The organism is Novosphingobium sp. GV079, assembly GCF_003058045.1.
Classification (GTDB): Bacteria; Pseudomonadota; Alphaproteobacteria; order Sphingomonadales; family Sphingomonadaceae; genus Novosphingobium; species Novosphingobium capsulatum.
The window spans coordinates 69,111-87,107 of record NZ_QBUE01000005.1; the positions used below are offsets into that span (position 1 = coordinate 69,111).

At 67.2% G+C, this 17,997-nt stretch carries 17 protein-coding genes; 6 read left to right on the top strand and 11 right to left on the bottom strand.

Features of this window, described 5'->3' with window-relative positions:
• Window positions 1–2 precede the first annotated feature (2 nt).
• From C8K14_RS08225 to C8K14_RS08265, 9 genes are all read right to left on the bottom strand, one after another.
• Window positions 3–401 (bottom strand): group II truncated hemoglobin, encoded by a 399-nt coding sequence (locus C8K14_RS08225; RefSeq protein WP_062783177.1) that lies wholly within the window; start codon window positions 399–401, stop codon window positions 3–5.
• 71 nt (window positions 402–472) lie between these two features.
• On the bottom strand, window positions 473–2,068 hold the full coding sequence (locus C8K14_RS08230; protein WP_107716343.1) for a cisplatin damage response ATP-dependent DNA ligase: 1,596 nt from the start codon (window positions 2,066–2,068) through the stop codon (window positions 473–475).
• A 3-nt stretch (window positions 2,069–2,071) separates the two neighbouring features.
• On the bottom strand, window positions 2,072–3,079 hold the full coding sequence (locus tag C8K14_RS08235; RefSeq protein WP_107716344.1) for a ligase-associated DNA damage response exonuclease: 1,008 nt from the start codon (window positions 3,077–3,079) through the stop codon (window positions 2,072–2,074).
• Between the two features lie 268 nt (window positions 3,080–3,347).
• The gene (gene ftsH, locus C8K14_RS08240; RefSeq protein ID WP_022677261.1) at window positions 3,348–5,300 is read right to left on the bottom strand and encodes an ATP-dependent zinc metalloprotease FtsH; all 1,953 of its coding nucleotides are present in this window, start codon (window positions 5,298–5,300) and stop codon (window positions 3,348–3,350) included.
• Between the two features lie 115 nt (window positions 5,301–5,415).
• Complete coding sequence (gene tilS, locus C8K14_RS08245) at window positions 5,416–6,303, bottom strand: tRNA lysidine(34) synthetase TilS (RefSeq protein ID WP_107716345.1); 888 nt, start codon at window positions 6,301–6,303, stop codon at window positions 5,416–5,418.
• Between the two features lie 85 nt (window positions 6,304–6,388).
• Window positions 6,389–7,378: a tol-pal system YbgF family protein gene (locus C8K14_RS08250; protein ID WP_107716508.1), complete on the bottom strand. Its 990-nt coding sequence runs from the start codon at window positions 7,376–7,378 to the stop codon at window positions 6,389–6,391.
• 232 nt (window positions 7,379–7,610) lie between these two features.
• Window positions 7,611–8,618 carry a helix-turn-helix domain-containing protein gene (locus tag C8K14_RS08255; RefSeq protein WP_107716346.1) on the bottom strand — a complete coding sequence of 336 codons (1,008 nt, stop codon included), beginning with the start codon at window positions 8,616–8,618 and terminating at the stop codon, window positions 7,611–7,613.
• A 137-nt stretch (window positions 8,619–8,755) separates the two neighbouring features.
• The gene (gene ptsP, locus C8K14_RS08260; protein WP_231627644.1) at window positions 8,756–11,029 is read right to left on the bottom strand and encodes a phosphoenolpyruvate--protein phosphotransferase; all 2,274 of its coding nucleotides are present in this window, start codon (window positions 11,027–11,029) and stop codon (window positions 8,756–8,758) included.
• A 246-nt stretch (window positions 11,030–11,275) separates the two neighbouring features.
• Window positions 11,276–11,434: a YdcH family protein gene (locus tag C8K14_RS08265; protein ID WP_022676438.1), complete on the bottom strand. Its 159-nt coding sequence runs from the start codon at window positions 11,432–11,434 to the stop codon at window positions 11,276–11,278.
• 389 nt (window positions 11,435–11,823) lie between these two features.
• Between C8K14_RS08265 and C8K14_RS08270 the strand changes: the two genes are divergently transcribed.
• From C8K14_RS08270 to C8K14_RS08295, 6 genes are all read left to right on the top strand, one after another.
• Window positions 11,824–12,021, top strand: a complete 198-nt coding sequence (locus C8K14_RS08270) for a YdcH family protein (protein WP_022676439.1) — start codon at window positions 11,824–11,826, stop codon at window positions 12,019–12,021.
• A gap of 205 nt (window positions 12,022–12,226) precedes the next feature.
• Complete coding sequence (locus C8K14_RS08275; protein WP_107716347.1) at window positions 12,227–12,808, top strand: DUF1465 family protein; 582 nt, start codon at window positions 12,227–12,229, stop codon at window positions 12,806–12,808.
• An 8-nt stretch (window positions 12,809–12,816) separates the two neighbouring features.
• Window positions 12,817–13,737: an MBL fold metallo-hydrolase gene (locus C8K14_RS08280; protein WP_107716348.1), complete on the top strand. Its 921-nt coding sequence runs from the start codon at window positions 12,817–12,819 to the stop codon at window positions 13,735–13,737.
• Window positions 13,719–14,396 carry a DUF4230 domain-containing protein gene (locus C8K14_RS08285; protein WP_107716349.1) on the top strand — a complete coding sequence of 226 codons (678 nt, stop codon included), beginning with the start codon at window positions 13,719–13,721 and terminating at the stop codon, window positions 14,394–14,396. Before C8K14_RS08280 ends, C8K14_RS08285 begins: the two co-directional genes overlap by 19 nt.
• Before the next feature lie 164 nt (window positions 14,397–14,560).
• A complete protein-coding gene (gene nadA, locus C8K14_RS08290) occupies window positions 14,561–15,547 on the top strand; it encodes a quinolinate synthase NadA (RefSeq protein WP_062783199.1) in 987 nt (328 codons plus the stop codon).
• Window positions 15,548–15,751: 204 nt separating this feature from the next.
• Window positions 15,752–16,873 (top strand): alkene reductase, encoded by a 1,122-nt coding sequence (locus C8K14_RS08295; RefSeq protein WP_107716350.1) that lies wholly within the window; start codon window positions 15,752–15,754, stop codon window positions 16,871–16,873.
• Between the two features lie 33 nt (window positions 16,874–16,906).
• Here the strand turns inward: C8K14_RS08295 and C8K14_RS08300 are convergent, their stop codons facing one another.
• Together C8K14_RS08300 and lipB are read right to left on the bottom strand one after the other, a co-directional pair.
• The gene (locus C8K14_RS08300; RefSeq protein WP_107716351.1) at window positions 16,907–17,239 is read right to left on the bottom strand and encodes a hypothetical protein; all 333 of its coding nucleotides are present in this window, start codon (window positions 17,237–17,239) and stop codon (window positions 16,907–16,909) included.
• A complete protein-coding gene (lipB, locus tag C8K14_RS08305; protein ID WP_107716509.1) occupies window positions 17,236–17,910 on the bottom strand; it encodes a lipoyl(octanoyl) transferase LipB in 675 nt (224 codons plus the stop codon). The genes C8K14_RS08300 and lipB overlap by 4 nt, the downstream gene beginning before the upstream one ends.
• Between the last annotated feature and the right edge of the window lie 87 nt (window positions 17,911–17,997).

Here is a 17,997-nt window from a genome sequence, read left to right on the forward strand (position 1 = left end):
CGTCAGCCGCGCGCCATGCCCAGCGCCATGCGTTCCAGCGCATCGCCCATGGCTTGGGCCACCTCGGCATCGGCCGGCGCCACCTCGGCAATCGCGCGGCGCATCGCTTCGGCCCATTGAGCCGCCGTTTCGCGATCGATCGGAAACGGCTTGTGCATCGACATCATGCACTTGCCGGGATTGCTGTCCCACCAGTCACGCGGCCCACCGCACCATCCCGCCAGGAAACTGGGCAGGGATGCGCGCATCGGTGCCAGGTCTGCCGCATGCATCGCCCGCAGCGCGGCATAGGCCGGGTCGCTTTCCATGAGGTCATAGAACCGCTCGGTGATCGCGCGCAGCGTGGCGTGGCCGCCGATGCGGGCAAATGGCGTTTCAACGGATTCGGCAGTCGCTGCCATGGCAGGCCTTTCGCGCGAGGGAGGGGATGCTTCCCCCTAACCGCCCCTGCCCCCAGCCACCTTGACCCTCATCAATCCGCCACCATCGCGCGCAAGGTGTCCAGCCGGTCGGCCTCGTGCGCGGGCTTGTCGCTGCGGATGCGGTGGATGCGCGGGAAACGCATGGCCAGGCCCGATTTGTGCCGCTTGCTGGCATGGACCGAATCGAATGCCACCTCCAGCACCAGCTGGCGATCAACCTCGCGCACCGGGCCAAAGCGGTTGACCGTGTGCTGGCGCACATGGCGATCGAGCCACTTCAGTTCCTCGTCGGTAAAGCCGAAATAGGCCTTGCCCACCGGCAGCAGGTCGGCCCCGGCATCAGGATCGCCATCCCAGCAACCGAACGTGAAATCGGAATAGAACGAGGATCGCTTGCCGCTGCCGCGCTGGGCATACATCAGCACGCAATCGATCAGCAGCGGATCGCGCTTCCACTTGTACCACAGCCCGGCGCGGCGCCCGGACACATAGGGCGCATCGCGCCGCTTGAGCATCACCCCCTCGATCGCGTCATCCCGTGCACGGGCGCGAATTTCGGCCAGCTGGTCCAGGTTGTCGGCCTCGATCACCGCCGAAATGTCAAAGCGCTGCGGATCGAGCTGCGGCATCAATGCCTCCAGCCGGGCGCGCCGCGCGGCCCAGCCCAGCGGCCGCAGGTCCTGACCCTCAAGCTGGAGCACGTCATAAAGCCGCACGAACGCCGGATAATCGGCGAGCATGGCCTTGCTTACACTCTTGCGCCCCAGCCGCTGTTGCAGCGCGTTGAAGCTCGCCGCCCCGCCCGCTTCGCCGCCCTGGTGGCTGCCGCGCACCAGCAGTTCGCCATCCAGCACCGCCGGCACCTGCAAGGCCCCGATCAATTCGGGAAAGCTGGCGGAAATATCATCCCCACCGCGCGAATAGAGCCGGGTTTGCCCAGCCACATGCACCAGTTGCACACGGATGCCGTCCCATTTCCATTCCGCTGCAAACGCAGCCAAGTCCACCACTGTATCTTCCAGCGGCTGGGCCAGCATGAACGGGCGGAACAGCGGCAGACTTTGCGCATCGGGCGGCGGCGCGCCATCGGCGGCCCAGGCAAACAGATCGGCATAGGGCGGCGCCTGGCCGTGCCACAGCTCTTCCACCTGCTCCACATCCACGCCAAACGCCTGGGCAAACGCCACCTTTGCCAGCCGCGTCGACAGGCCGATGCGCATCGCCCCGGTCGCCAGCTTGAGCAGGGCATAGCGGCCATTGGCATCGAGCCGGTCGAGCAATCCGGCCAGCCGCTCCGCCGCTGTGGCGCGGGTGGCGCCTGCCAGAACCTCCACCGCTTCGCTCACGCTGGGCGGGGGCAGCTGCGGTGTCTGGGGTTCGGGCCACAGCAGGCTGGCGGTTTCCGCCGTATCGCCCACATAATCGCGCGACAGGCGCCACAGCACCTCGTCCACCCGCGCATCGAGCAGCGCGCGTATTGTGCCCGCCTTTACCGCTGGAAAATTCAGCCCATCGGTCAGCGCCGCCAAGGCCCAGCCGCGATCGGGATCGGGAGTATCGCGCAGATACTGCGCCAACAGCGCCAGCTTGCCATTGCGCGATCGGGTATAGACCAGGCCATCGACTAGGGCGGCAAAGCGTTCCATCGCTCAATCGTCCTCGTCTTCATAGCCGACCATGGCCAGCGCACGGGCCTTGCGCTGGTGCAACGCGCACCAGCGCAGCAGTGCTTCCTCGCGGCCATGGGTGATCCAGGTTTCGGCCGGATTTACCTCAGCAATCGTCGTGGTCAGTTCGTCCCAATCGGCATGGTCGGAAATCACCAGCGGCAGTTCCACATTGCGCTGCCGCGCCCGCTGCCGCACCCGCATCCAGCCCGATGCCATGGCAGTGATCGGATCGGGCAGGCGGCGGCTCCAGCGGTCGTTGAGCGCCGATGGCGGGCAGACCACAATGTGCCCGGCCAGTTCCGCCTTGGCCACGCCGGCTGCCGGGCGCAATTCGCCCAGATCGATGCCCCATTCGCGATAGAGCGTACACATCCGCTCCATCGCGCCATGCAGAAAGATCGGCGCATCGTGCCCGGCCTGGCGCAGTTCGGCAATCAGCCGCTGCGCCTTGCCCAGGGCATAGGCACCCACCAGCACGCAGCGCTGCGGATTGGCCGCCTGCGTCTCGCGCAGCCGCGCGATCTCCTCGGCGATCGGCGGGTGGCGAAACACCGGCAGGCCAAACGTCGCCTCGGTAATGAACACGTCGCACGGCACCGGCTCGAACGGGGCGCACGTCGGATCGGGGCTGCGCTTGTAATCGCCGGTCACCACCACGCGCTGCCCGTCGCGCTCCAGCAGGATCTGCGCCGATCCCAGCACGTGGCCCGCCGGCACGAACGTGGCACGGATGCCGCCGGGCAAAGCGATGCTCTCGCCATAGTCCACCGCCTGCGCGCCTTCCGGCATCACGCCATAGCGCAGGCCCATGATCGCCAAGGTTGCCGCCGTGGCCACGGTCTGGCCATGGCCACCCCGCGCATGGTCGGAATGGCCATGCGTGACCAAGGCTCGCGGCACCGCATGGGCTGGATCGATCCAGGCATCGGCGGGGGGCAGATAGATGCCCTGCGGCTCGGGGCGAATCCAGGCAAGATCGATGGGCATGTGCCATCACAATGGCCCGCCTGCCGGTTGGGTTCCAGATGGGCGTTGGGGCGAGGTTCGGGCCCCTCCTTCAGGCCTTCGGCCTGCCACCTCCCCGCGAGGCGGGGAGGACCAAAAAATCCTCCCCATCACCGATGGGGAGGGGGACCGCCCGCGCAGCGGGTGGTGGAGGGGCCAGGAAGAAAGGAATGGGCGAACGCCAAGCCCGCCCCTCCGTCGGGCCTTGCGGCCCGCCACCTCCCCGCGAGGCGGGGAGGATCCTACGCGCTCAGGCGCCCTGCGGCTGCAGCCCGCCATTGCTGCCACCGCCCAGGAAGCGGCGGCCGGCACGCGGCACCGTGGCACCGGGTGCGGCAATCGGCCGCGCCGGGCCACCAAAGGTTTCCGGGCGTTCCAGTTGGCCGCCATCGACGAGAATCTTGATCTCGTCACCAGTCAGCGTTTCATATTCCAGCAGCGCCTGGGCCAGCACGTGCAGCTTGTCTTCATTGGCGCGCAGGATGTCGACAGCGCGAGCATAGCCCTGGTCGACCAGCGCACGGATTTCGCTGTCGATCAGCTTGTTGGTTTCTTCCGAGGCCATCATGCGGGCCGAACCACCCATGCCGAGATAGCCTTCCTGCTGGTCTTCATACTGCAGCGGCCCAAGCTTTTCAGACATACCCCACTTGGTCACCATCGAACGCGCCAGGCCCGTGGCATACTGGATATCGCCCGATGCGCCCGAAGAGACCTTGTCATGGCCAAAGATGATTTCCTCGGCCACGCGCCCGCCCATCGAAACCGACAGGTTCGCGTGCATCTTGTCGCGGTGATAGGAATAGCTGTCCCGCTCGGGCAGGCGCATGACCATGCCCAGCGCGCGACCGCGCGGGATGATCGTGGCCTTGTGAATCGGGTCAGACGCCGGTTCGAACACCGAGACGATGGCATGGCCCGCCTCGTGATAGGCGGTCATCTTCTTTTCGTCTTCGGTCATTACCATGGAGCGGCGTTCCGCGCCCATCATCACCTTGTCCTTGGCGTCTTCGAACTCCTGCATGGCCACCAGGCGCTTGTTGCGGCGCGCGGCCAGCAGGGCGGCTTCGTTGACCAGGTTGGCCAGGTCCGCACCCGAAAAGCCGGGCGTGCCGCGCGCGATCACGCGGGGGTTCACGTCGGGCGCCAGCGGCACCTTCTTCATGTGCACGCCCAGGATCTTTTCGCGGCCCTCGATATCGGGAACCGGCACCACCACTTGGCGGTCAAACCGGCCGGGACGCAGCAGCGCGGGATCGAGCACGTCGGGGCGGTTGGTGGCGGCGATGATGATGATGCCTTCGTTGGCCTCGAACCCATCCATTTCCACCAGCAGCTGGTTCAACGTCTGCTCGCGCTCATCGTTCGAATTGCCCAGGCCATGGCCACGATGGCGGCCGACCGCGTCGATTTCATCGATGAAGACGATGCACGGCGCGTTCTTCTTGGCCTGCTCGAACATGTCGCGCACGCGGCTGGCGCCAACGCCGACGAACATTTCGACAAAGTCCGAACCCGAAATGGTGAAGAACGGCACGCCTGCTTCACCCGCGATGGCGCGGGCCAGCAGGGTCTTGCCGGTGCCGGGTGAACCGACCAGCAGCGCGCCCTTGGGAATCTGCCCACCGAGCTTGGAAAAGCGGCTGGGATCGCGCAGGAATTCCACGATTTCCTGCAGTTCCTCGCGCGCTTCATCGATGCCGGCCACGTCATCGAACGTCACCCGGCCCGAACGTTCGGTCAAAAGCTTGGCCTTGGATTTGCCAAAGCCCATCGCGCCCGAACCGCCACCCTTCTGCACCTGGCGCAGGGCGAAGAACGCCACGCCCAGGATCAGCAGGAACGGCAGCGACTGCGCCAGCACCCAGACCAGCATGTTGGGTTCTTCCTGCGCCTTGCCGGTGTAGGGCACGTTGTTGTCCTGCAACAACTTGGGCAGCAGATCCTTGTCACCATCCACCGGGGTGGTGGTGAAGGTCTGGTCGTTCTTCAGGGTGCCGGTGATCTTGTCCGCGCCGATCTGCACGTCGCGAACGGCGCCTTCGGCCACGCGGGCGCGGAAATCGGAGTAGCCGATCTGCGTGCCCGAAGCATCGCCGCGCGCCCCGAACATCGAGACCACCAGCAATAGCGCAAGGAAGATGCCTCCCCACACCAGTAGACTCTTGATCCAGGGATTACCCTGCGGCTGGTCATCGTTCATGGGCGTCACGCAATCCTTTCAGACAGGGAAGGTAGGTGCGATCCGCTGAATGGCAAGTTGCCGAATCGAACCCAGGCTGCCCAAGGTGGCAATAACGGCACAAAAGCGGCGCTTTTCACCCCGCGCGATGGGGTGGCACCCGCAAAAAGTGCCACGTTGCCCCCTTCCCCTCCCCACGCAGGCCGGCCAGCGTCGCCACTTGGCCCGTCACCAGCGCGGCATGCCAGCGCGCCAGTTCGGCGCCGCGCGGCATAAGCGTGGCCCCCATGGCGTTCAGCACCAGCTCCAGCACGCGCAGGGCCAGTGCCTGCGGCAGGCCATCGGGCACGGCCAAGCGGCCTTGCTGATCATCCCAGCCTTGCACAAACAGGCGCTGCGCCGCCCAGTCCAGCGCGGCATCGGCTTGGGCCAGATGCTGCGCGCTAGCTGCCCAGCCGGCCGGGTCGAGCCAATCGGCGCTGGCCAGCCCGGCGCGCACGCGCACCCGCTCAAACCGGGTGTCCTGATTGGAAGGATCATCCGCCGCAACAACGCCCGCCGCTGCCACCACGTCGGCCAGTTCCGCCCGGCGCCAACCAAGCAGCGGGCGCAGCAGTGGCAGCGCGGGATCGCCCGGCACCCCCGCCCGCGCGCGCATGCCGGCCAGCCCGCGCACCCCCGCCCCGCGGTTGAGGCGCATGGCCAGGGTTTCGGCCTGGTCATCCATATGGTGGGCAGTGGCCAGCGCGGCGAGCCCCTGCCCCCGCGCCCAGCCGGCCAGCGCGGCGTAGCGCGCGGCACGGGCGCGGGCCTGGATCGCGCTGCCCTCGCCCAGATCGATGCGCAGGGTGTGATGCGGCACGCACAGATCAGCACACAGCGCCGCCACCGCGCGCGCCTCATCCGCCGCCTGCGCGCGCAGGCCGTGATCGACGGTGGCCACGGCGATCTGCCCCGGCGCATGAGCAGCGGCCAACACCAGCAAGGCACAGCTGTCAGGCCCGCCGGAAACCGCTAGGCCCACCCGGTCTGTCTCCGGCAGGTTCAGCGCGGCCCAGTCCCCGGCAAAGCGGGTCAGCGCGGCTTCGGGGATTGGGCCGGGCGCCGGCTCAATCGCACTTCACCCCTTTGATCGCGTTTTCATATTGCCCCTTGAGGCGCCCGGCGATCTGGTCGGGATAGGCATCGCGCAGTTCGGCAAAGGCGCCGCAGGCCCGCTTGGTATCGTTGATGCGCGTCATCGCCACGCCCAGGTAGAGCAGGCTATCGGGCGCACGTTCGCCCTTCTTGTCGCCCAGGTAGTTCTGCAGGAACCACTGCGCCGCCGTGCCGGGCTTGCCATCTTCGAGATAGGCGCGGCCGAGCAGGTTGCGCGCCAGGCTGATCTGCTTGGCCTTGGGATAGGCCGTCACGAACTTGTTCAGCTGGACCTGCGCCTCGGGATAGAACTTGGCGTCATAGAGCCGATAGCCATAGGTATATTCATCGGCCTGCTTGTCGCCGGTCGAGGGCATCTCGATCGCGGCAACCGCGGCCACCCGGTCGGCAGAGGCCTTGGCCGATGCGGGCGTGGCGGCCGGTGCCTTGGCCGGCGGCTGTGCCGGGCCAGCGGCCGGGCGCGGCGCCAGGCCGCTGCCGGCAGCCGGTGCGGGCGTAATGCCCGAAGAATTGGCGCCAGCCGGATCGGTTGCCGCCGCCGGGGGGGCCGCGGCGGTTTCCAGGGCAGACACGCGGGTGTCCAGCTTGCTCAGGTGGTTCTGGTTTTCCTCGGTCGCGGCGGTCACCTGGCGCAGTTGCGCTTCCACCGCGTCGAGGCGGGACAGCACATCGGTGAGCGGGGTCGTCGCCACCGTGGGCACAGCCGGCGTGGGGGCCGGCGCCGTGGGCGTGATTTCCGGGCCAAAGGCGCGGCCGGCGCCATCGGGAAACACCTTGCGCTGCAAGGCGCGGATTTCTGCCTCCAGCCGGCGCAGCCGGGCTTCGGTGGTTTCGCCAGCGGCCTGGGCATGCGCTACCTGTGGCACCACCGGCGCCACGGCCAGGGCCATGCCCAGGGCGGAAAACAACGCGGGGCTGGCCCGGCGGAACAAGGTCTTCATGGTAACTCCCGTCTCGATCATCTGCCGCCCCACGGCAACATCCGCCCCCCAGCGCATGTCCGTTCCTGAAAAGCTATATGCATCGGCCCGTTCTGCGCGTTTCGGGTCCGGTATCAGGGCGTGTGGTGCAATGGCCGCAAAGTGCCGCACCGCGCGCGCGAAGTCGAGCCTTGTTGCAAGGACTTTGCCCCGCCCACGCCTTTGCCCGCAAAGCCTTTCGCCAATCGCGCGCTCAGTTCACCACGGCAGGCGCCGTAGCGGCCACCGTGGGCGCCGCGGCCGGCTGCACCGCAGCGTCACCGCCATCGGGCGCGCCCGCCGGGGCGGAGCGCGCCGCCGTGCGCCGCACCAGGCGATGGGCCGGGCCGGCAGCAGGCGTGGCGCTGGCCTGATCGGCTGCCCGATCACTTGGCGGCGGGGCGGCGGCATGATCGGCCCGCGCCCACAGCGCCGGGCCGCTGACCGCCACGTCCTTGACGATGCCCTGCTTGTCGGCAATGCGCGGCACGGCCTGGCCGCCGATGGTGATCGTCAGCGCATCGGGCCGGCCCGTCCACAGCTTGGGATCGGTCACGCCATCGGGCACAGTATAGGTTTCGCCCTTGGCCATCAGCTTTTGCACCAGCTGCTTGCCGCTGCCGTCATAGAACTTGACCCAGATGCGGTCTTCCTGCGCGGTGAACACCACCGGGCCATTGGGCCGCGCAGGGGCCGCCGGCGCGCTGGGCTGCTGCGACGCCGGCTTGGCTACGGCCGGCTTGGGCTGTTCGGGGCCGACCAGCGCCGGCAGCTCGGCCGAGGGCCAGTAATAGCTGCGCCAGAACACCACCCCCAGGCCCAGCACTGCCACCACCAGCAGGCCGGCCAGCCAGCTGATCAGGCGCGAGGGGGTCTTGGCCGGATCGCCCGCTTCGAACTGATGGATCACGCGGGTTTCGGGCGCAGGCGCGCGCGCGCTCAGCTCGCGCCGCACCGCTTCGGCGATCGGCGCCTCGTCCAGGCCCACGGCCTTGGCATAGCTGCGCGCAAATCCCAGGGCATAGGGGCGACCGGGCAGGCTGTCATAATCGCCCGCCTCCAGCGCCTCGACATGGCGGGCAGTGATGCGGGTGCGCGCGGCAATATCTTTCAGCGAAAGGCCCTGCGCCTCGCGCGCGGCGCGCAAGGTGGGGCCCACGCCCGCCGGGGCGGCGGCGTCCGGCTGGGGGGAATGAAAATCTGACCCGATCGAGTCGGCCAAGGCGCGGCTCCCGTCTTCTCTGCTTGTTTTGCAACCCGGTGGCTTGATGAAAAGCCGGTAAAAGGGGATCGTTGCAATTGCGCGAAAGTCAACCGTTTTGCGGCGCGCAACCGGCCAAAACGGTCATGCGAACCCGATCAGTCGCAATCGATGCCCTGCGCGCTGGCCCACTGCGCCACGACGCTGCGCATGTCGGCATGCGGCTCGCGCAGCCAGCCGGCCATGGCGTTGCGGATCTCGCCCAGGTCGATCGTGCGGATCAGTTCCTTGATCGGCCCGACTGCCGCCGGCGTGATCGACAGGCGGGTGATGCCCAGGCCCAGCAGGGCCAGGGCTTCCAGCCGCCGGCCGCCCATTTCGCCGCACACCGTCAAGGCCGTGCCATGGGGCGCCACATCGCGCACCACCCGCGCCAGGAAGCGCAGGATCGCGGGGCTGAGCCAGTCATAGCGTTCGGCCAGCTTGGGATGGGCCCGATCGGCGGCAAACAGGAACTGTGTAAGATCGTTGGTGCCGATCGACAGGAACGACAGGCGCGGCGCCAGCATATCGAGGCATTCGGCCAGCGCCGGCACTTCCAGCATGGCGCCATAGCGGATCGCCTCGGGCAGCACTTTCTTCTGCTTGCGCAGGAACGCCACCTGGCTTTCGAACACGGCCTTGGCCGCATCGAATTCCCACGGTTCGGTCACCATCGGGAACATCACGTTGAGCGTGCGCCCGGCCGCCGCCTCGATCAGCGCGCGCGCCTGGACCTTGAGCAGCCCGTCGCGTTCCAAGGCCACGCGCAGCGCGCGCCAGCCCATCGCCGGGTTTTCCTCGGTCTCGCCATCGTTGTGGCGCAGATAGGGCAGGACCTTGTCCCCGCCGATATCCACCGTGCGGAACACCACCGGGCGATCGCCGGCGGCATCGAGTACGTCGCGATAGAGCCGCTGCTGCCGCTCGCGCTGGGGCATCGTCGCGGAAACCAGGAACTGGAACTCGGTGCGGAACAGGCCGATACCATCAGCACCGGTCAGCGGCAGCATCGGCATGTCATCGCGCAGGCCGGCGTTGATCATCACCGTGATGCGCTGTCCGTCGCGCGTGATCGGCTCCACGTCGCGCATCGTGGCATAGTGGGCCTGCCGCTCGCGATTCTTGGCAAAGCGCGCCTCGAACGCCTCGACCAGGCTGGGCGCCGGGCGCACGTCGATCACGCCCTGATCGCCATCGACCAGCAGGGTATCGCCGTCGCGCACCTTGCCGCGCAGCGCGCGCACGCGGCCGACCACGGGAATGCCCATGGCCCGCGCCACGATCACCACGTGCGCGGTGAGCGAACCTTCCTCCAGGATCACGCCCTTCAAGCGGCGGCGATCGTATTCCAGCAGTTCGGCCGGGCCCAAGTTGCGCGCGATCAGGATCGCATCGCCTTTCAGCCCCAGGCTGGCGGCGGTGCCCAGTTGCCCCGATACGATCCGCAACAGGCGGTTCGACAGGTCTTCCAGATCGTGCATCCGGTCGGCCAGCAGGGGATCGTCGATCTGGCGCATGCGCATGCGGGTGCGCTGCTGCACGCGCTCGATCGCGGCTTCGGCGGTCAGGCCGGAATCGATCGCCTCGTTGATGCGGCGGCTCCAGCCTTCGTCATAGGCGAACATGCGATAGGTCTCGAGCACCTCCTCATGCTCTCCGCCCACGCCGAATTCGGCCTGGCTGGCCATGCGGTCGATCTGCTCGCGCATCTTGTCGAACGCGCGATAGACCCGCTGGCGCTCGGCCTCGGTATCTTCGGCCACGACATGCTCGATCGTCACGCGTGGCTGGTGGAACACGGCCTGGCCCACCGCCAGGCCCTTCACCAGGGTCTGGCCCTTGAGGCGATCGGGCCCGGTCAGGTGGTCGGGCACGCCGGCCACGTCTTCATCGTCGATCAGTTCGGCATTGGCGATCAGCTCGGCCAGGACCATCGCGACGGTCTGCAGCGCCTCGATCTCCACCTCTTCATAGCGGCGCGGATCGACATGCTGCACGGCCACCACGCCCACGGCGCGCTGGCGGCGCACGATCGGCACGCCGGCAAACGAGTGGAAGCGTTCTTCCCCGGTTTCCGGGCGGAAGGCAAAGTCGGGATGCGCGGCTGCCTCGGCCAGGTTGAGCGTCTCGATGTTCTGGGCGATCGTGCCGACCAGGCCCTCGCCCACGGCCAGCCGCGTGACGTGAACCGCCGCCTGTTCCAGCCCGCGCGTGGCGAACAGTTCCAGCATCCCCTCGCGCAGCAAATAGATCGAGCAGACCTCGCTGTTGAGGTTTTCGCCGATTACATCGACGATGCGGTTGAGCTTGGCCTGCGCGCCGGATCGCGAGGCCATGACCTCGTGCAGCGAGGTGAGGATCGCGCGGGCAGAGGCGACGGCAGTCAACATGACCAAAGGCCTAGCGCAGCCCATGCCGTTTGCAAACGGGGCCTGCCGCCATTGCGGAAATATTCGTATGCAACTGTGCCGCGGCCGCCAGCGGCGCTCTGGGCAAAAGGCCGGTCCCCGTGGGGGAACCGGCCGTGTTTGTCAGGCGTGGCCGCCGCAATCGGCCGCTCACGCCTGTTACAATCCAGGGGTATTGATCGTTTTCAGGTTATGTTCGCTTGGTTGGTTGGTTCCGGCGCAAAGGGATCAGTGAATCAGCGCCAGTTCTTCCTTGATGCGCAACTTGCGCCGCTTGAGCTGCATGAGCAGGGCCACATCGGGGGCTGGCCGTGCCATTTCCTCGGAAATCCGGCGTTCCAGGCCGGCGTGCTTTGTCTGCAAGGCGTTGATGTGCGTCGTTTCCATGCGTTGACCTCCTGAGGGGCGCGGGCCGGGATAGGCGCGCTGCCCGGTCAAAACCCGTGCGAGAGACATTCCCGCGCGGCTGGCTCCGGTGTCTGCGGCTCCGATGCTTCTGTTCTGCGAGTCGCTGACAGTCGGTGCGTTGTCATGCTCCCACATTCGCCGTATCTTGCAAGTGGAACCGCGCCGGGTCGCACCGGCATCGCGTTCATGTGTAGAGGGCGATGACGAAATGTGCACCATCAACGGTCAACGGGTTTTCCAGCGGCCCCGCGCGCCGTTGGCCGGTGCGTGGTCGCCAGCGTGAGTCGGCAACCTGAACAACGCCAGGTACAGATGGGAGGCGATGTGGCAGCTTGGGGTAGCAAGGTCGGTTTCGGGGAGTGGTTGGTGTGACCGAAGAGGAAATGCGCAAGCGGCTCGAAGCGCTGCGGCTCGAGCATCGCGACCTTGACGTGGCGATCGATGCGCTGAGCGCCAATGGCGTGGCCGACCAGCTGCAGGTGGCGCGCCTGAAAAAGCGCAAATTGCTGCTGCGCGATCAGATCAGCATGCTCGAAGACTATCTTATCCCTGATATTATCGCCTGATTTCAAACGATTGCATACTGTATTTACCGATTCCGCCTGCCGTGCAAAGCGTTCCGTATCGAGACAGCGGCAAAGCGGTGGCACTTGGCCACCGCCGGGGCATTGAGCCGGCGGGGCGATCGGCCTTAAAGCCGGCTTTGATCCATGGCCGGCGCATCCGCCCGGGCATGTCGTACCCAGCAGGCCGCCCATTCCGATCGCCACCATGCCCGTCACGCCCAGCGCCAATCCGCGCATCATCGAAGCGCTCTATGCAGAGGCGCTGGCCCTGGCCGATCGCGCGCGCGATGCGTTCGAGGCCTTGCGCCGCCAGCCGGCCAACGATGCGGCACCGCCAGCCGGCGGCAGCCTCGGCGCGGACGAAGACCTGGCGCATGTCCAGGCGAGCTGCGAGGCGCTGCGCACCACCACGCGGATCATGCATTGCCTGGCCTGGCTGCTAAACCACCGCGCCTGGTTCGCCGGCGAACTGACCGAGCTGCAACTGCGCCGCCACGGCCGCCTGATCGCCCATTTCCCGGCCAGCGACCCGGCCTGCATCATCCACCTGACCTTGGCAGCACAGGCGGTGGTGCACGAGAGCGAACGGCTTTATCAGCGCATCACCCGGCTGGAACAGGCCTGGCAAAGCCAGGGCATGGCCAACGCCGCACCGCACGATCCCCAGACCGACCCACTGCCTATGGCCCTGATCCACCTGCGCGAGCGGTTGGGCCTGGCGCTGGCCGAGGCGGGCGAACCGACGCGCCACGTCGTGCCTTGCGCATGGGGGCGGCCGTCCCCATAGCACGGGGCATGGCCAGTTCCTCCCTTCCCGATCGTTCCACGTGGAACACCGGCATGGCCGCCCAGCTTGAACCGCTGGTGCGGCGGGTGCTGGCACCCAATCCATCGCCGTACACCTACACCGGCACGCAGACCTATATCGTCGGCGCCGGAAACGATGTGGCCGTGATCGATCCCGGCCCCGATGGCACTGGCGCAGCCGGACATGCCGATACCAACGGCGAAGGCCATGTGGCGGCAATCGTGGCGGCGGTGGGCGGCGCCCGCATCGCCGCGATCGTGTGCACCCATACCCACCGCGACCACAGCCCTGCCTCGCGCCCATTGGCGGCATTGACCGGCGCCCCCATCATCGGCTGCGCACCGCTGGCCCTGGACGACGATGGCCCGCGCGCCGATGCGGCGTTCGACCCCGACTATCGCCCGGCCCGCGTGCTGGCCGATGGCGAGGAACTGCGCGGCGATGGCTGGACCCTGCAGGCCGTGGCCACGCCCGGCCACACCAGCAACCACCTGTGCCTGGCCTTGGTGGAAAGCGGCGCGCTGTTCACCGGCGATCATGTCATGGGCTGGTCAACCAGCGTGGTCTCGCCGCCTGATGGCGACATGGCCGCCTACATGGCCTCGCTGCAAAAGCTGTACGATCGGCCGCAGGACCGCGTCTATTATCCCGCGCACGGTGATCCGATCGACAATCCGCACCAGTTCGTGCGTGGCATGCTGGGCCATCGCCGCCAGCGCGAGCGCCAGGTGCTGCGCGTGCTGGAAGGCGGGCTGCACGATATTCCCGCCATGGTGGCGCAGATGTACAAGGGGCTCGACCCGCGCCTGACCGGTGCCGCGGGCCGCTCGGTATTGGCGCATCTGCTCGATCTGGAACGCCAGGGCCGGGTTGTTCGTTCGGGGGAACAATGGACGACAGCACGCTGAATAGCCCGCCCTTGTCAGGGAACTCTCCCCAACCCGCGCCCACGGTAGTGGTGGCGCGGCGCAGCGCTCTGCCTTGGCTGCTGTTCGTGGCGGCACTGGCGCTGGCCGGGCTGTTTGCCTGGCTCCTGTGGAAACCGCAGGACATCGGCGATCCGCTCGCCACCAGCCTGGTGGCGTTCGAGCGGCAGAACAGCCTGACGGTTTTCAGCGCAGAACTGGCCCCGGTGGTGTCGAGCGATGACAGCCGCCTGTTCGGCCTGGTCCAGTCCAAGCAGGTGGCAGTGATCCCGGCGCGGGTGGATTACACCATCGACCTGGCGCAGATGAACCGCGATCGCATGGCGTGGAACGCGCAGACGCAGACGCTGTCGGTGCGCCTGCCGCCCCTGCGGCTCAGCCGTCCCAACCTGGACGAGGCGCGCGCGCAATACTTGCGCGAAGGCGTGTGGATCACCCGCGCTGCGCAAGACAAGCTGACGCGCGACAACACCCGCCTGGCCGAACAGCTTGCCACCAACCAGGCCGCCAATCCCGTGCTGATGGGCCTGGCCCGCAGTGCCGCCAAGGATGCCGTGCGCCAAAACCTGGCCATTCCGCTGCAGGTAGCCGGCTATGGCAAAGTCACCGTCAACGTGACGATCGATGGGGATGCCCGCTAAGGCCCCTCGGCAAGATCCTCCCCATCCCCGATGGGGAGGTGGCAGGCCGCAGGCCTGACGGAGGGGCATTCCCCCAATCCTGGCTTGGCAACACGCGCCCGCGCCCCTAAGTCGCGGCGCAAGGAATCCGGGCGTGCCGCATTGCCCGGAAGCAGGAGCATCCCATGACGGCCCAGCCCACCAACTTGTCAGGCCTTGACCTGCGCGCGGAAATCGATCGCCTGCGCATCGAACGCAAGGCCGTGATCCTGGCGCACTATTACCAGAAGCCGGAAATCCAGGACCTGGCCGATTTCGTGGGCGATTCGCTGGAACTGTCGCGCAAGGCAGCAGCCACCGATGCCGAGGTCATCGCCTTTTGCGGCGTGCGCTTCATGGCCGAAACCGCCAAGATCCTCAGCCCCGAAAAGATCGTGGTGCTGCCCGATATGGACGCCGGGTGCAGCCTTGAAGATTCCTGCCCGCCCGATCAGTTTGCCGCATTCCGCGCGCAGCATCCCGATCATATCGCGCTCACCTACATCAACTGCTCGACCGAGGTGAAAGCCCTGTCGGACGTGATCGTGACGTCATCGAGCGCCGAGACGATCCTCGCCAAGATCCCGCCCGAACAGAAGATCATCTTCGGCCCCGACCGCCACCTGGGCGGCTATCTCAACCGCAAGTTCGGGCGCGACATGCTGCTGTGGCCCGGCGTGTGCATCGTGCACGAAGCCTTCAGCGAAACCGAACTGCTCAAGCTCAAGGCGCAGCATCCCGATGCGCCGATCGCCGCGCACCCGGAATGCCCGGCGCACATCGTCGATCATGCCGATTATGTCGGGTCGACCAGCGGCATCCTGAACTATGCCAAGGCCATGACCGGCGACACGCTGATCGTGGCGACCGAGCCGCACATCATCCACCAGATGCAGTTGGCCATGCCCGGCAAGACATTCATCGGTGCGCCCGGTGCCGATGGCAACTGCAACTGCAACATCTGCCCCTACATGGCGCTCAACACGCTGGAAAAGCTCTACCTGGCGCTGCGCGATCTGACGCCACGGGTGGAAATCGAGGAAACCCTGCGACTTGATGCCAAGAAGAGCCTGGATGCCATGCTGGCGATGGCCAGCGGCACCGTGGGCCAGGGCGATCTGGGCCGGCCTTGAGCGGGGTTTGAGCCTGCCGGGCGCACGCCTTGACCTGCTGATCCGCGAAAGCCCGGGAGCCTTTATGGCCTTCCGGGCTTTTTCTTTGCCGGTTTCAAGAAAACCTGCCGCCGCCCTGCCCGTGCCCCCTTGCGCGGCGGAACGGTCGCGGCCAATATACGTTGCAAAGAAAAACCCATAATGCATTTCCAGCAAGAGGCCTGCATGACCGAGACTTCCAGCCAGCCCCACCACGCCGCGCTGTTCCAGCCGATCGATCTGGGCGCGATCCATGCGCCGAACCGCATTCTCATGGCCCCGCTCACCCGCGGCCGCGCCGGGCGCGATGGAGTGCCCACGCCGATCATGGCCACGTATTATCGCCAGCGCGCCAGCGCCGGCCTAATCATTTCCGAAGCCACCGGCATCAGCCGTGAAGGCCTGGGCTGGCCCTATGCCCCCGGCCTGTGGACTGACGCCCAGGTCGAAGCGTGGAAGCCGGTGACCGAAGCCGTGCACGAAGCCGGCGGACGCATCGTCGCGCAGCTGTGGCACATGGGCCGCGTCAGCCATCCCGATCTCAACGATGGCCAGCCGCCGGTCTCTGCCTCGGCCACGCGCGTGCCGGGCCATGTCCATACCTTCGAAGGCCGCAAGGACGCGGTCGAAGCGCGCCCGCTGCGCCTCGATGAAATGCCGCGCCTGCTCGATGACTATGCCCGCGCGGCCGAAAACGCCAAGAAGGCCGGGTTCGACGGGGTGCAGCTGCACGCCGCCAATGGCTATCTGATCGACCAGTTCCTGCGCGATTCGGCCAACCTGCGCACCGACGAATATGGCGGCAGCCCGGAAAACCGCGTGCGCCTGCTGCGCGAAGTGATGGAACGCCTGATCGGCGTGTGGGGGGCAGAGCGCGTCGGCGTGCGCCTTTCGCCCAACGGCGATTCGCAAGGGGTGGATGACAGCAACCCCGAGGCCGTGTTCGGCCTGGCCGCCCAGGTTCTCGAAACGCTCAAGCCGGCGTTTGTGGAACTGCGCCAGCCCGGCCCGAATGGCACCTTTGGCGCCACCGACGTGCCGCAGCAGGATGGCCTGATCCGCAAGATCTATACCGGCCCGCTGGTGCTCAACAGCGATTACACTCCGCAGTCTGCCGCGGCCGACATTGCCTCGGGCCGGGCCGATGCGATCAGCTTTGGCCGCCCGTTCATTTCCAACCCGGACCTGCCCGCGCGCATCGCCAAGGACGCCCCGCTGGCGCCCAACCGCAACGTGCCCGAATCGTGGTACTTCCCCGTGCCCGAAGGCTATGCCGACTATCCCACGCTGGCCGAAGAAACCGTCTGACGCGCCAATCACCCAGCGGCCAGGATCGGCGCGTTATTGCGCCGGTGCCTGGCTCTGGGCAGCGGGGGCAGGTGCTGCGGGCGCGGCTGTGCCGCCTGCAGCCCCTGCAGCATCGGGCGTGGCGCTTTCGGCCGCATCGCTCGATGCTGCCTGTGGCGCAGCGCCGCTGGCCTTGGCCTTGGGCGCGGGTTGCAACGGCGGAGTGCCAGTGGCGCCATCAAGATCGATCATCGCATCGCTGACACTGCCGGGCAGAACCTCGCCACCGGTGGCCTTGGCCGCGCCCTTTTCCGGTTCGCTGCCCTTCTGGCACCCGCCCAGGGCAAGCAGCAGGGCGACCGCCGATAGGGAAAGCAGGGTCTTCATGGCTCCATCTCCACCGGAGGGCATGGCACGTCGAGCTTGGACAGGAACGCCGGCAGGCGCGCCAGCAACGCATCGTCCCATTGCGCGCTGCTGACCGATCGGCCGAGGTCTTTCAGGCTGGTGACGCCGAACTCCTCGATCCCGCACGGCACGATCCCGCCGAAATGCGAAAGATCGGGCGACAGGTTCACCGAAAAGCCATGCATCGTCACCCAGCGGCGAATGCGCACGCCGATCGCGCCGATCTTGGCTTCGCGCCCATCGGCCCCCGCGCACCAGATGCCGATGCGGCCCTCTGCCCGCCAGGCTTCCACGCCGAAATCGCCCAGCGTATCGATCACCCAGCCTTCCACGGCATGGACAAATCCGCGCACGTCGCGCGCGCGTTTGCGCAGATCGAGCATGACATAGCCGATGCGCTGGCCCGGCCCGTGATAGGTATAACGCCCGCCGCGCCCGGCCTCGACCACTTCGAACCGGGGATCGAGCAATTCGGACCGATCGGCGCTAGTGCCGGCGGTATAGACCGGCGGATGTTCGAGCAGCCACAGCATGTCTGATGCGGTGCGATCGGCGATCGCGGCGTTGCGGGCAGCCATCGCCTCCAGCGCGGAGCGATAGGGCACCGGGGCGGTTTCACGGACGATCTCGATGGTATCGGGCGCAGTCATGATGCCTTGCGACTTGGCCCCGAATGCCGCCCGAAGCAAGGGGGCAAGACACCGGGAAGGGAGGTGCGCCGGGCCGCAGGCTTTGCT

Excerpts from the sequence above, each read along its gene's own strand:
- ptsP (WP_231627644.1), bottom strand. The coding sequence starts at position 11,029 with ATGTTGACTGCCGTCGCCTCTGCCCGCGCGATCCTCACCTCGCTGCAC.
- ftsH (WP_022677261.1), bottom strand. The coding sequence starts at position 5,300 with ATGAACGATGACCAGCCGCAGGGTAATCCCTGGATCAAGAGTCTACTG.
- C8K14_RS08230 (WP_107716343.1), bottom strand. The coding sequence starts at position 2,068 with ATGGAACGCTTTGCCGCCCTAGTCGATGGCCTGGTCTATACCCGATCG.
- C8K14_RS08295 (WP_107716350.1), top strand. The coding sequence starts at position 15,752 with ATGACCGAGACTTCCAGCCAGCCCCACCACGCCGCGCTGTTCCAGCCG.
- C8K14_RS08280 (WP_107716348.1), top strand. The coding sequence starts at position 12,817 with ATGGCCAGTTCCTCCCTTCCCGATCGTTCCACGTGGAACACCGGCATG.
- C8K14_RS08300 (WP_107716351.1), bottom strand. The coding sequence starts at position 17,239 with ATGAAGACCCTGCTTTCCCTATCGGCGGTCGCCCTGCTGCTTGCCCTG.
- C8K14_RS08235 (WP_107716344.1), bottom strand. The coding sequence starts at position 3,079 with ATGCCCATCGATCTTGCCTGGATTCGCCCCGAGCCGCAGGGCATCTAT.
- C8K14_RS08265 (WP_022676438.1), bottom strand. The coding sequence starts at position 11,434 with ATGGAAACGACGCACATCAACGCCTTGCAGACAAAGCACGCCGGCCTG.
- C8K14_RS08275 (WP_107716347.1), top strand. The coding sequence starts at position 12,227 with ATGCCCGTCACGCCCAGCGCCAATCCGCGCATCATCGAAGCGCTCTAT.
- C8K14_RS08285 (WP_107716349.1), top strand. The coding sequence starts at position 13,719 with ATGGACGACAGCACGCTGAATAGCCCGCCCTTGTCAGGGAACTCTCCC.
- nadA (WP_062783199.1), top strand. The coding sequence starts at position 14,561 with ATGACGGCCCAGCCCACCAACTTGTCAGGCCTTGACCTGCGCGCGGAA.
- C8K14_RS08225 (WP_062783177.1), bottom strand. The coding sequence starts at position 401 with ATGGCAGCGACTGCCGAATCCGTTGAAACGCCATTTGCCCGCATCGGC.
- lipB (WP_107716509.1), bottom strand. The coding sequence starts at position 17,910 with ATGACTGCGCCCGATACCATCGAGATCGTCCGTGAAACCGCCCCGGTG.
- C8K14_RS08250 (WP_107716508.1), bottom strand. The coding sequence starts at position 7,378 with ATGAAGACCTTGTTCCGCCGGGCCAGCCCCGCGTTGTTTTCCGCCCTG.